The organism is Rheinheimera lutimaris (assembly GCF_013283795.1).
GTDB lineage: Bacteria > Pseudomonadota > Gammaproteobacteria > Enterobacterales > Alteromonadaceae > Alishewanella > Alishewanella lutimaris.
In genome coordinates, this window is sequence record NZ_JABSOD010000004.1 from 140091 (window position 1) to 153599 (window position 13509).

Below are 13509 nucleotides of genomic sequence, written 5' to 3' on the forward strand. Positions count from 1 at the left end.
CAGGTCAGACCTGTATTATTGTGGCCGATTGTAACGACAGTCGTTGAAAATTAAAACACTTGTTTTAATGCAAACGGAACCTTATATAGGTTATAACGTCTTAGCCTGGACCGTTTTTACGGTATATGGCGATAAAACAACCAATAAATCCAACTAATTAAGACTGATAATATTATGGTGAACGCGTTCAGTGGCTTAAAAGCCTATCTCGACAGTCAGGTACTGGGACAATCCGAACTTACTGAAGGTATACTACTGGCATTGCTGGCAAACGGCCACTTATTGGTTGAGGGCCCGCCGGGTTTAGCGAAAACCCGTGCAGTCAATGCTTTAGCTCATGGCGTTGAGGGCAGGTTTCACCGTATTCAGTTTACGCCGGATCTGTTACCGGCCGATTTAACCGGTACCGACATCTACCGTCCGGAAACCGGCCAGTTTGAATTTCAAAGCGGTCCGCTGTTTCACCATATTATTCTGGCGGATGAAATTAACCGCGCCCCTGCTAAAGTGCAATCAGCATTGCTGGAAGCCATGGCAGAAAAACAAGTTACCGTAGGACGCAATACTTACCCGCTGCCGGAATTATTCTTAGTGATGGCAACACAAAACCCGCTGGAGCAAGAAGGCACCTACCCGCTGCCCGAAGCACAGCTGGACCGGTTTTTACTGCATTTAAAAGTCGATTACCCCGATGCCGCCACCGAGTTGGCAATATTACAGCTTACCCGTGGTGAAGCTTTGGCAGGTACACAAGCGGCTGTATCACCGATTAGCCAGGCAGATATTTTTGCTGCCCGTAAAGCCATATTACAACTGCATATGGCTGACAGCCTCGAGCAATACATTGTACAGCTGATTATGGCGACGCGGAATGCCGCGGCCTACAGCAGCAAACTGGCCTCCTGGATTGGTTATGGCGCCAGCCCGCGTGCCACTATCGCGGTAGAGCGCTGTGCACGGGCCAAAGCCTGGTTGGCCGGTCGCGACTTTGTCACACCGGATGATATTCAGGCGGTGTTTCATAATGCGCTGCGCCACCGTTTAATCCTTACCTATGCAGCTGAAGCTGAAGGTATCAGCACTGATGATGTGCTGAGCGAAATTCTGCGCCTGGTGCCGTCTGCCTGATATGGACAACATGCGGTTTGAACCTGGCTGGCTTGAACAAAGCGGGGCTGACGGCGTTAGCTTAGGCCTGAGTGAGTTGTTGTGGTATCAGCGCTATACTAAGGTACTGGATTTAACCCCGCGCATGCCCATTCACAGCAAGCTGGCCGGCACTTATCTGGCGAAAAGCAAAGGCCGCGGCATGGAGTTTGATGAAGTACGGCATTACCAAACCGGTGATGATGTGCGCACCATCGACTGGCGGGTAACTGCCCGCACCGGTAAAGTGCATACCAAGCTGTTTCGCGAAGAGAAAGAGCGGCCGGTATTTATTCTTACCGATCTTGGCAGCAGTATGCAGTTTGGCTCGGCCTTGCTGTTTAAGTCAGTGCAGGCGGCGCATTTAGCCGCGTTAATTGCCTGGCATGTAAAACAACGCGGCGACAAACTCGGTGGTTTGGTGTTCAGCCAACAGCAACATTTTGAGCTAAAGCCGCAAAGTCGCAGCCACGGTGTATTACGCTATTTTCATGCCCTGACTGAGGTGCAGCACACCATACAAGGAAGCCGTGGCCTTAGCCTGAATGACGCGTTAAGCCAGTTACGCCGTTTGGTGCGCCCCGGCAGCCTGGTGTACATTTTATCCGATTTTGCCGGCTTTACTGACGATGGCCTGCGCCATATCCGCGCGATACGCCAACATAACGAAGTTACCTGCTGTCCCGTAACCGATCCGTTAGATTTAATGCTGCCGGCATTCAGCAGTGGCGTAGCTGCCGTAAGCGACGGCCGGCACACCGGTTATATTGAACTGGACAGCACTGCCCTGCGCCAGCGTTATGCCAGTCAACAGCAAACGCAGCAGCAACAACTGAAACAACATATCAGCCAGCTTGGTTGCAAATGGTTGCCCGTTAGCGCGGCCGAGCCGGTACTTAGCCAATTAGAGAGAAAGTGGTATGGCTGATACAGCGTTAGCGCAACTGGCCGACATCAGTGAACCGGCCTTACAGCTGAACTTCGCGTTAGCACCAATATGGTGGTTGCTGGCAGGCGTGCTTTTAGCAGCATTGGTTTACCTGCTGGTGCGGCTTTATTCACGTTGGCGATATTTTGCCGCCAAGCGCCAGGCGCAGCAGATGCTGGGGCAGCTATGGGCCAGGCCAGGCGCAGCCATAAGCATTAATCAGTTAATCAAGCGTGTACTGCAGCATTATCAACCGGCGCACCCGGCGCTCAGCCTGCCAACACAGCAATGGCAAACATGGCTGGCGACACAACACAGTGCGCCGCTACCGGATTTAACCAGCTTGTTGTACCGCGCGGATAACGACAGTGACGCCACTGAGCAATTTTACCAGTTTGCCAAAGCCTGGCTGGCACAATATCGCGCTAACGCCCCTGCCTTAGCAGATAATACGGAGGCGGCCCATGCTTGATTTTGGTTATCCGTGGCTGGCCCTGCTGGCACTGGTGCCGTTGTTGTTACGGCTGAAACGACAAGCCGCCTCAGAGACCGCTCTTACCCTGCCGGCACTGGCAAAACTGGCCTCATCTGAGCAACAAACTCAGCACAGCCGGTTTAGCCTGCGCGCTGTGCCGGCCGCCCTGATCTGGTTAATGCTGGTACTGGCCGCTATGCAGCCGCGCTGGATGGGCGAGCCGGTAACCCTGCCGCAGCAGGGCCGTGATCTGATGCTGGCGCTGGATTTATCCGGCTCGATGGAAATAGCCGATATGCAGTACCAAAACCAGAGCATAAACCGGCTGGATGCAGTAAAGCTGGTAATAAGCGACTTTATTACCCGCCGCCAGGGCGACCGTATCGGGCTGATTTTATTTGCCGATGCAGCTTATCAGCAAACACCACTGACGTTTGATTTGGTCACCGTGCAAAAAATGCTTGATGACAGCGTACTGCGCTTAGTCGGCACCCGCACCGCCATCGGCGAAGCTATAGGTTTGGCGGTAAAACGACTGAACACCTATGAAAGCTCGAATAAAGTTTTGATTTTACTCAGTGACGGCGCCAATACCGCCGGTAATATTCAGCCACTGGAAGCGCTGCAACTGGCTAAAGCTGCCGGAGTTAAAATTCATACCGTGGGTGTCGGTGCTGAACAAATGATCCAACAAAGCATCCTGGGCCGGCGCACCATTAACCCGTCACAAGACCTGGACGAACGCTTACTGACCCAATTGGCAGAAGACACCGGCGGCCGGTATTTCCGCGCCCGCGACTTAAACGAACTAAATCAGATTTATCAGTTAATCGACCAGCTGGAACCGATTGAACGCGACAGCGTAACTTACCGGCCACAAAGCAGCTTGCTGCACTGGCCGTTAGGGTTAGCCCTGCTACTGTCTTTTGTTATGGCTGCACAACAAGTGCATTGGCGCAAAGTGGTGAAACATGCTGGCTGATTTTCATTTTTTACGACCATGGTGGTTACTGGCATTAGTACCGGTGCTGGTGCTCAGCGCCCTGCTGTACTACTACCGCCGCGACCAGAGCCCGTGGCATACCCTTATTGCGCCGCATCTGCAGGGCGTGTTACTGGGTGGGCAGATGCTGCTGAAAAAACAACCCTTTGCCTTACCCTTGTTACTGCTGTGTTGGTTGCTGGCCACACTGGCCCTGGCCGGTCCCGCTTGGCAAAAGTTGCCGCAACCGGCTTTTGCATTAAAAAAAGCCACGGTGCTGGTACTGGATATGTCATTGTCGATGCGGGCAACCGATATGGCACCAGACCGGCTGACACAGTTGCGCTTTGCTGCACTGGACTTTACTGAGCAGTTAAAAGAAGGCGAATTGGCTTTGCTGAGCTTTGCCGGCGATGCCTTTGTTATTTCACCGCTCACACCGGATCACAACAATATCCGCTTGCTGATCCCCGATTTAAAGCCGGAGATTATGCCGGCCCAAGGCTCAGACTTAGCCTCTGCACTGCAACAGGCCGACAAATTATTACGCCAGGCCGGTTATCCGCAAGGCGACGTGGTGGTATTTACCGATGGCTTTGATAACAACAGCCTCAGGCAGATTAGGGATGTGCTGAACAATTGGCCGCACCGCTTATCCATAATGGGTTTTGGCAGCGACGATGGAGCGCCTGTTACACTGGAAAGCGGTGAGCTGTTAAAGAATGCGCAAGGCGCCGTGGTGATCCCCAAAGTACCGCACCAACAACTGGCAGGCCTGACCAAAGGTGGTGGCATTTACCGCAAAGCCGGTATCGGCGGTGATGCACTGGCCGATATTCTGCAACTGCCGCCACTGTCCGCGTTGAACAGCAAAGATGAAACAAAGCAAATTCAGGGCGATCAATGGCAGGATAACGCTGTGTATCTGGTGTGGTTGCTGCTACCGCTGTTGCTGCTGCAACGCAAATACAGCAGCTTACTCAGTGTCGGCGTGTTATTGCTGCTGCCTCTATCGGCCGATGCTGTTGAATGGCGCGACCTGTGGCAAACCAGGCAACAACAGGCGAAACAAGATTATGCCGCCGGTGATTACAGTGCCGCACAGCAAAAATTTGCCGATCCGTTATGGCAAGGCAATGCTGCTTATCGCAGCGGTGACTATGTCGGTGCCGAACAAGCCTTTCGCCGTGCTGCAGAGCAAACCCCGGGCGCGGATGCGCTGCACAACCTCGGTAATGCCCTGGCACAACAACAACGCTATGAAGAGGCCTTAGCCGCTTATCAGCAAGCCTTACAGCACGATAAAGACTTTAGCAACGCCGAACAAAATGCCAATCTGATGCAGCAGTTGTTGCAACAGCAGAAGCAAGAACAGCAACAAAACAGCGGGCAAAAAGATAATCAGCAACATCAAAACGCTGACGGCGAATCACAAAGCGACGAGCCGGGCGACAATGATAGCCAGAGCGAAAGCGAAAGTGACAGTAACAGTAACAGTAACAGTGAAAACCAAAGCGACGCCCAACAGCAAAGCGGGGAGCAACCCGCTGAACCAACAGAGACTGAGCAACAGGCACCACAACCGGTAACAGAGACTGAGCAGGAAGACGGCGCGACTGAAGAGCAACAACTGCAAGCCATCAAAGAAGCCTGGCCCAACGCCACACCGGAAGAGCAGCAGCAGCTGGATAATTTGCTGCGCAAAGTGCAGGATGACCCGGCATTATTGCTGCGCAATAAAATGTATCTCGAGTATTTAAAACGCCAACAACAACGTTTACCTAAGGGAGTTGAGCAACAATGGTAACCCGTATTTTGCTGCTTGCCGCATTGCTGCTGTGTTTACCGCTGCAGGCCCTGACTCAGTTAACGGCTACGGTAGACAAAAACCCGGCGCTGCGCGGTGAGTCCATCACATTGGAAGTGCAGGCCGATACCCGGGCAGCTGCAGACGCCTTTAACTTTCGCGTATTAGAGCAGGACTTTACCGTGATGGTGCCGTCTGTCAGCCAAAGCACCAGAATTATTAACGGCAATGCCAGCCAAAGCACCAGCTGGAAAGTGGTACTGCTACCCAAGCGCAGCGGCGACTTTACCATTCCGGCGTTTTCATTGCAGGGGCTAAGCACCAAACCTATCCAACTACAGGTGCTGGATGCCACTCAAGCTGCCGCAGGTGCCGGCGCCTCAAGCAAAAGCCGCGAACTGTTTTTACAAAGCCGCATCGACCAACCACAACTGTATGTGCAACAACTGAGTTATTATCAGGTAACCATCTACTTTGACGGTGAGTTGCAACGTGGCTCGCTGTCAGAGCCGCAATTGGACGGCGCTGATATTCAGCAGGTTGGCCAGGACAGCGAAGGCACTGAATTGGTCAACGGTATACGCTACCGCACTATTACGCGTCGCTATGCCATTACCCCGCAGCGCAGTGGCAACTTTACTATTGCCCCGCCAACCTTCAGCGGTGAAATGATTGACCGCGATAATGCACGTTATAACTATTTCGCCCGCACCAAAACAGTGGTGCAACAAGCTGAAGCCATTGATATCACCGTCAGCCCTGTACCGGAAGATTTCCCCGGTAATTGGTTGGTGGCAGGCTTAGTCACCTTAAATGAAGAATGGAGCCCGGACATCACCACACTTAAACAAGGTGAGCCGGTCACCCGCACCATTACCCTGTCGGCAGTAGACGTAGCAGAGAACCAATTGCCGGAATTAACACAGGGCTTCCCTGAAGGCCTGCGGCTGTATCAGGAACAGCCACAGGCGAAAAGCGCTGAACGCAACGGCCGGCTGGTAGCGCAAAAGATTTTCACTACCGCCGTTATTGCCAATAAAAGCGGTGAACTGGAACTACCTGAAGTACAGCTGCCGTGGTGGAACAGCCAGACCAATCAGCTGGCCATGGCAACCCTACCGGCCCGCACGCTAACCGTAGAAGCGGCGGCAAACCAACCTGTCAATGAGATTACAGTGCAGCCGTTGCCCGATGTTAACCTGACACCGGCAGAGCCTGATAACAGTAATTGGCGTTGGAACCATATCAGCAGTATATTGCTGGCACTATGGTTAGTAACATTGTTAAGCGCCTGGTGGCTGTGGCAACGGCGTCCGGCTTCGCAACCGGCCGTAACAACTGCCAGCCGGGTTACATTTAACAGTACAAAGCTGAAGCAAGTTTGCCAGCGCAACGATGCGGCACAGGCCAAAGCGGAACTGCTGCGTTTTGCTCATCAACAGTTGGACCAACGCTGCAGTTCGTTAAGCGAAATTGCGGCCCTACCGGGCTTTGCAGGGCTGAAACCGGAGCTTGAGCAGCTCAATGCTGCGCTATATGCCAACAGTGATAGCAGTTGGCAAGGCGCGGATTTCTGGCAAAAATGGTTACAACACCAACCCAGCGCCGCCAACAGTAAACAAGCGTCAACCTTGTCGCCACTCTACCCCACTTAAACGGCTGCATTATTGCGCCGGCAAACGCTGTTGAGGACGTTGTCGGCGCAAACCCGGCGTGAAGCGCTGGTAACCATCTGCGCAACTTGTTAGCATGACTCTGATATTTATGTACCTGACCTGTGTCGGGTATTTTTTTATACCGGTTTTTGGTTAGGGTGCGCCTAACCAAAGCCCGGCAGCTTTTACAAGGAGAAACTGTTTTGGAAACAGGCACTATTATTTCACTCGCGCTTTATTTTATGGTTATGTTAGGTATAGGCTTCTACGGTTACAGAACCTCTACCAGCGATGTATCAGGCTATATGTTGGGCGGCCGCAAACTTGGCCCGGGCGTAACCGCGTTGTCTGCCGGCGCCTCAGATATGAGCGGCTGGATGTTAATGGGAGTACCCGGTGCCATGTACTTATCCGGCATCAGCAGCGGCTGGATTTCGATAGGCTTATTGGCAGGCGCCCTGCTGAACTACATTATCGTGGCGCCAAGGCTCAGGGTGTACACCGAAGTCGCGAACGACTCTATTACTATTCCGGACTATTTCGAAAACCGCTTCGCCGACAAAACCCGCGTGCTGCGTGTAGTTTCCTCGGTAGTTATCGTTATTTTCTTTACGCTGTATACCTCATCCGGCGTGGTCGGCGGCGGTAAACTGTTTGAAAGCTCTTTTGGCCTCAGTTACGAGCTTGGGCTTTATGTCACAGCCGGTGTGGTAGTAGCCTATACACTGTTTGGCGGCTTTCTTGCCGTTAGCATTACCGACTTTGTCCAGGGCTGTATTATGTTTGTTTCACTGGTGTTGGTTCCGGTGGTGGCGCTGGACCACTTAGGCGGTATCAGTGCAGTAATGACTCAGGTTAACAATATCGATCCGATGTATTTAGACCCATTTACTGATGCAAAAGACGCGTCGGCGCTGACAGTGCTTGGTATTATTTCTCTATTGTCGTGGGGCTTTGGTTATTTTGGTCAACCGCATATTATCGTGCGTTTTATGGCAATTCGTAGTGTAAAAGATATCAAAACAGCGCGCCGTATCGGCATCAGCTGGATGTTTATTACGCTGTTAGGCGCTGTTACCACAGGCCTGGTAGGTATTGCTTATGTCGCCAATACCAAAATGACCTTAAGTGACCCGGAAACGATTTTTATCGTGTTTTCACAATTTTTATTCCATCCGCTGATATCCGGATTTTTGTTAGCCGCTATTTTGGCCGCTATTATGAGTACCATCTCTTCACAATTACTGGTGACATCAAGCTCGTTAACTGAGGATTTTTATAAAACCTTCGTTAAACGTGATGCCAGCCAAAGTGAGCTGGTATTTGTCGGACGTTTATCTGTGTTACTGGTTGCATTGGTTGCCATTGCTCTGGCGTATGACAGAGATAGCTCGATCCTGACACTGGTTAGCAATGCCTGGGCGGGTTTTGGCGCAGCTTTCGGGCCATTAGTTGTGCTGAGCCTGTATTGGCGACGCATGACCTTTGCCGGCGCACTCAGTGGTATTGTTAGTGGTGCTGCTACAGTATTATTCTGGATTTACGCTCCGGTACTGGAAAATGGTGCTAAGTTAAGCAGTGTAGTGTATGAAATTGTACCCGGCGTTATTATCAGCACCCTTGCTATAGTGTTGGTAAGCAAAATGGGACGCGCACCGGCAACAGAGGTGCAGCAGATGTTTGAACAGATGCTGCACAAGTTAAAGCAAGCGTAGTTCCGGCCGGTTAGGCGTAAACAAGCTGAAATAAAAAGAAAAAGTTGTGCCCCATATTTCAGCTTGTTTGCTAAATTAGTATTTCAGTGTTCATTTTGGATAGAACATCTATGTATTTTTATGCCGCTCGCCAACCGATCCTTGACCGCAACAAACAGCTGTATGCTTATGAGTTACTGTTTCGTGATGGCTTGCAAAATGCATTTCCGGAAATAGACGGCAACGAAGCAACGTCGCGCATGATAGAGGGCAGCCAGTTTAATTTTGGTCTGGACGATTTTCTTGGCGACAAACCCGGCTTTATTAATTTTACTCTCGACACCCTGTTGAAAAAATACCCCGGCATGCTACCCAAAGAGCAGGTGGTTATAGAGATTTTAGAAACCGTCCAGCCCGGTAAGCGCCTGTTAGCTGAATGCCAGCACCTGAAAGAACTGGGATATACTCTGGCGCTGGACGACTATATCCACCAGCCGGTGTGGCGCCACTTTTACCCTTTTATTGATATTATCAAAGTAGATTTCCGCTCTACCTCTATCGACACCATCAATGAAATAAAAGCAGCGGTAGCGCCGTTCACGCACATTAAACTGCTGGCTGAAAAGGTGGAAACCAACGAAGAGTTTCAAACGGCGATGGAGCTGGGGTTCAGCTATTTCCAGGGTTACTTTTTTTCCAAGCCGGAAATGATGCAAAGTAAATCATTGTCACCGGCACAAATGACACTGGCCGAGTTATTGTATGAAACATCTAAAGCCGACATGGACCTTGCTAAAATAACCAAGGTATTTGAACGTGACGTGCATTTATCATATAAGTTACTGCGCTACAGCAACTCAACCGTGTTTAAGCGCCGTGCTGAAATTGAAACTATTAAACAAGCGCTGGTTGTGCTTGGGCAAAGTGAACTGAAACGGTTTTTATCCTTGCTGTTTACCGCCCAAATCAGCAGCGACAAGCCGGCAGAATTAATGCGGATGTCTATGACCCGCGCCCGCTTTGCCGAGGGTATTGCCGGTTTACATGGTAAAGTTGATACCGCTAAAGCATTTCTTACCGGACTAATGTCATTGATGGATGCCATTTTAGATGAGCCCATCGATGTTGTAATGGACAAGCTGCCACTGGCAAAAGAGATTAAAGAAGCTTTAGTTGAAAAGAAAGGTTTGCTGGCCGACTACATTACGTTGATCCAGTTTTATGAAGCTGCCCGCTGGCAGGAATCCAGCCAGGCGATAAATGACTTAAAACTGCCAACCGACAAAGTACCGGATGCCTATCATACTGCAGTGCAGTGGGCTAATGAACAAATGAAAGCCCTGGGAGATTAATCCGGGGGCTTCATTAAGCAAATTATCACTGGCATTTGAAACGCAAATGGCGGATTAGTTAAAACTTAAATACGGGCTGATTTTAGCCGCCAGTTTTTCGCCAATGCCTTTAACCTTTGTTAATTGCGCCTGATCTTTAATAGGGCCGTTTTCTGCAATGTAATCCAGTACTGCCTGGGCTTTTTTCTGCCCCAGTCCCGGAATTGCATCCAACTGCTCCAATGTCGCACTGTTCAACGACACTTTTTGCATGCTGTTTGCCGCAGCCGCTGTTTTACTGATTTCCATTGCTGGTTTGGTATCGGCTAAACATTGGTTTGCCATTAATGTCAGTGCTGTCATGCCCAGTGCAAAACATATATTTTTCATTTTATCATCCTTAAAGTGTTGCCTCCGGTTGCTGATGACTGCCTTGACTACTGCCTGACTGTATCGGGTTGGCGCTGCACCAAATAGCAAACCACACAATCAGCAGCGGAGAGTTTTGATCGCCAACTTATTTAAATTAGCCAATATATTTACATATGCAAATTTTATTTAACTTTTTATTTATCTTTATTGTTGGCTATTCAGCGCTAATTAAGTCTGAGCGCACTACCCTCTGGCAATACAATAAAAAGCGTTACTCTGAATTACACTGACGTTAGTTTGAAAAGTGTCATGACGAATGATTGCTGCTGAATTAATAGTTCGGTAAAGTACCGCTGATATCATATGGAGAGAACAATGCCAGCTACAAGGGTACTACTGTTAGCAACAGCACTCCTGTTCAGTGCGGTGTCGGATGCAAAAGACGTTACCGACAAAGCACAGATCAGCAGAGAACAAGCGGCCGCGTTGGCGCAACAGCGTTACCCCGGCAAGATTGTTAAAGTACAAACTGAACAACAGCGTTACCGCATCAGAGTGCTGCAGGCAGATGGCCGCGTAGTTACAGTGTTAGTTGATGGCCAGTCAGGCCGTGTGCAAAGGGATGGAAATTAATGCGTTTACTTGTTGTTGAAGATGAAAATTTACTGGCCCAGCAAATTAAAGAACAGTTACAGCAGCAGAACTTTAGTGTCGATGTTGCTGTTGACGGCGATGACGGTTGGTTTAAGCTGTCAGAATACCCGTACGATTTAGCCATTATCGATATAGGTCTGCCCAAAATGGATGGCTTAACCTTAATTCGTAACGCCAGACAAAAAGCGCTGAAAACGCCGATTATAGTGCTGACAGCCCGTGGCAGCTGGCAGGAGAAAGTAGAAGGCCTGGACGCCGGAGCCGATGATTACCTGACCAAACCATTCCATACAGAAGAGCTGCTGGCACGTTGTAATGCGTTAATTCGTCGTGCCGCCGGCCAACCGGAGCCAACGCTCTCTGCCGGCCCTATTGCCCTTAACAGCCGCACGCAGCAGGTATGGCAAGGTGACAACGAGGTAAGTTTAACGGCCTATGAATATAAAGTACTGGAGTACTTTATGTTGAACCCTAATAAAGTAATCTCCAAAACCGAGCTGACCGAGCACATTTACGACCAGGATTTTGATCTGGACAGTAATGTAATAGAAGTCTTTGTACTGCGTTTACGTAAAAAGCTGGACCCGGACGGCGATATCAAACCGATTGAAACGCTCAGAGGCCGGGGTTACCGCTTTACGCTGACAGTCGCCTGATATGTCGCTATCGCTAAAGCTGCGGCAACTGCTAATTAGTGTTTTTTTAATGCTGTTGCTGCTGCCCAGCTCTTTTGTTGCTATCGACAGAGCTTTCTACACCCAGTTGCTGACAAGCGCAGAGCAGAAACTGGAAGTACATATGTATGCTATTTTGTCTGAGTTAAATGTATCTGCTGACAAAGTAGAGTTACTTAACAACGCACTGGCGCCCGATTTCTACCGACCCGATTCAGGCCTCAGTGCTTATATTACGCATCAGCAGGATCTGGTGTGGCAATCAGATTCTTCTTTGAATCAAAAATTTACTCCACCTGTCACCGCATTACCACAGGGCGAGCATCTGTTTCGGGCACTACACCAGCCCGGAGGCGATTTTTGGGTATTATCTATTGCATTGTTATTTGACGCTGAAGACTACACGCGGCCACTTACTGTGCATGTAGTGCAGACCAATGAGCGCTTACAGGCGCCGCAACTGGCTTTTCGGGCCACGTTACTGCAATGGTTTATCGGTATTGGCCTGATGCTGTTGCTGCTGATGCTGCTGGCTTATTATTGGACAACCAAGCCATTGTCAAAACTCGACCATGAGATCCGCCGTGTCGAAAATGGCAGCCAGGAACAATTAAGCGGCCGTTATCCGGCAGAATTAGCCATTATCAAAGAAGACTTAAACTTGCTGCTGGCTAACCAGAACCGGCAAAAGCAGCGTTATCGCCACCACTTAAGCGATCTGGCCCATGCGCTGAAAACACCGGTTGCTGTATTGCAAACCTCGGCACTAAGCCAACAGCCGGAGCTTAAAGAGCAGTTAGACCGTATAACATCAATGATCGAGCATCAGTTAAAACGCGCGGCGAGTTCCGGCCAGGATGTGTGGAAAAAACAAATCAATATCAAGCCATTGCTTGATAAACTGGTATCTGCACTGAGCAAAATCTATCGCGACAAAAATGTTGCTATCAACATAGAGTGCAGCGAAAACTGCGTATTTCGCGGCGATGAAACCGATTTAATGGAAATTCTCGGTAATCTGCTGGATAACGCCTGCAAAGCTTGCCGGCATAATGTAAAAGTAACCGTAATTAAGCACAGCGAACTGATGTTGTGTATAGAAGACGACGGTCCCGGCGTGCCACAGGGGCAACGCTTAAAGTTGTTTGAACGTGGTGCACGGCTTGATACTTACCACGAAGGCCATGGCGTTGGCTTAGCCATAGTGGCTGAGCTGGTGCAATCGTACTCCGGCCAACTTAAACTCGACGACAGTGACCTGGGCGGTGCACGCTTTACCTTGCTGTTCTGATCACCGCCACGTCATAGTAGCAGCCATAATGATTGATCGGACTGCTACATACTGACGTAACCTTTGCTCTGAATGTTAACTTTTGCGGAATTGTCTTAATGGAATTAAAAAACCCGGCAGTAATAAAAATTAAAAATCTGCGTTTACGTACTTTTATCGGCATTAAAGACGATGAAATTAACAACAAACAAGATGTCATTATCAACGCTATAATTCACTACAGTGCCGCGGATGCCGCTAACACTGACAACATGGATAACGCGCTGAACTATCGCACTATTACCAAAAAAATTATTGCCCTGGTCGAGCATCAGCGCTTTTCGCTGTTGGAGAAAATGACCTCTGATGTGTTAGCTATTGCCTCAGAACATGCATCAGTGCGCTATGCCGAAGTAGAAATAGATAAACCACATGCGTTGCGTTTTGCTGACTCAGTATCAATGACGCTGTCGGTAAACAAATAGCCTCTATACTCATATGTCTGTGCGTTGTGTATTTAG

The 13509-nt window shown here is 49.7% G+C and carries 13 protein-coding genes; 12 read left to right on the forward strand and 1 reads right to left on the reverse strand.

Annotated elements, in window-relative coordinates:
• The first annotated feature begins 174 nt into the window (after positions 1–174).
• From HRH59_RS05235 to HRH59_RS05270, 8 genes are all read left to right on the forward strand, one after another.
• Positions 175–1128: an AAA family ATPase gene (locus HRH59_RS05235; RefSeq protein WP_173500226.1), complete on the forward strand. Its 954-nt coding sequence runs from the start codon at positions 175–177 to the stop codon at positions 1126–1128.
• Positions 1129–1138: 10 nt separating this feature from the next.
• A complete protein-coding gene (locus tag HRH59_RS05240; RefSeq protein ID WP_231702402.1) occupies positions 1139–2074 on the forward strand; it encodes a DUF58 domain-containing protein in 936 nt (311 codons plus the stop codon).
• Positions 2067–2546, forward strand: coding sequence for a DUF4381 family protein (locus HRH59_RS05245; RefSeq protein WP_173500228.1), 480 nt, complete (start codon positions 2067–2069; stop codon positions 2544–2546). The genes HRH59_RS05240 and HRH59_RS05245 overlap by 8 nt, the downstream gene beginning before the upstream one ends.
• Positions 2539–3531, forward strand: coding sequence for a vWA domain-containing protein (locus tag HRH59_RS05250; protein WP_173500229.1), 993 nt, complete (start codon positions 2539–2541; stop codon positions 3529–3531). The genes HRH59_RS05245 and HRH59_RS05250 overlap by 8 nt, the downstream gene beginning before the upstream one ends.
• Positions 3521–5338 (forward strand): VWA domain-containing protein, encoded by a 1818-nt coding sequence (locus HRH59_RS05255; protein ID WP_173500230.1) that lies wholly within the window; start codon positions 3521–3523, stop codon positions 5336–5338. The genes HRH59_RS05250 and HRH59_RS05255 overlap by 11 nt, the downstream gene beginning before the upstream one ends.
• Positions 5332–6993 carry a BatD family protein gene (locus HRH59_RS05260; RefSeq protein WP_173500231.1) on the forward strand — a complete coding sequence of 554 codons (1662 nt, stop codon included), beginning with the start codon at positions 5332–5334 and terminating at the stop codon, positions 6991–6993. The genes HRH59_RS05255 and HRH59_RS05260 overlap by 7 nt, the downstream gene beginning before the upstream one ends.
• Before the next feature lie 242 nt (positions 6994–7235).
• Positions 7236–8708 (forward strand): sodium/proline symporter PutP, encoded by a 1473-nt coding sequence (gene putP, locus HRH59_RS05265; RefSeq protein WP_231702410.1) that lies wholly within the window; start codon positions 7236–7238, stop codon positions 8706–8708.
• 110 nt (positions 8709–8818) lie between these two features.
• Positions 8819–10039, forward strand: a complete 1221-nt coding sequence (locus tag HRH59_RS05270; protein WP_173500233.1) for an EAL and HDOD domain-containing protein — start codon at positions 8819–8821, stop codon at positions 10037–10039.
• 54 nt (positions 10040–10093) lie between these two features.
• Here HRH59_RS05270 and HRH59_RS05275 read toward each other — a convergent pair whose 3' ends face one another.
• Complete coding sequence (locus HRH59_RS05275; RefSeq protein ID WP_173500234.1) at positions 10094–10408, reverse strand: ComEA family DNA-binding protein; 315 nt, start codon at positions 10406–10408, stop codon at positions 10094–10096.
• Positions 10409–10765: 357 nt separating this feature from the next.
• On the opposite strand from HRH59_RS05275, the gene HRH59_RS05280 reads away from it, so the two are divergent.
• The 4 genes from HRH59_RS05280 (at position 10766) to folX (ending at position 13473) form a co-directional block, all read left to right on the forward strand.
• Entirely contained in the window at positions 10766–11023 is a 258-nt protein-coding gene (locus HRH59_RS05280; RefSeq protein ID WP_173500235.1) for a PepSY domain-containing protein, read from the forward strand.
• Positions 11023–11700 carry a response regulator transcription factor gene (locus tag HRH59_RS05285; RefSeq protein ID WP_173500236.1) on the forward strand — a complete coding sequence of 226 codons (678 nt, stop codon included), beginning with the start codon at positions 11023–11025 and terminating at the stop codon, positions 11698–11700. The genes HRH59_RS05280 and HRH59_RS05285 overlap by 1 nt, the downstream gene beginning before the upstream one ends.
• A 1-nt stretch (position 11701) precedes the next feature.
• The gene (locus HRH59_RS05290) at positions 11702–13009 is read left to right on the forward strand and encodes an ATP-binding protein (protein ID WP_173500237.1); all 1308 of its coding nucleotides are present in this window, start codon (positions 11702–11704) and stop codon (positions 13007–13009) included.
• 98 nt (positions 13010–13107) lie between these two features.
• The gene (gene folX, locus HRH59_RS05295) at positions 13108–13473 is read left to right on the forward strand and encodes a dihydroneopterin triphosphate 2'-epimerase (RefSeq protein ID WP_173500238.1); all 366 of its coding nucleotides are present in this window, start codon (positions 13108–13110) and stop codon (positions 13471–13473) included.
• Positions 13474–13509: the final 36 nt, after the last annotated feature.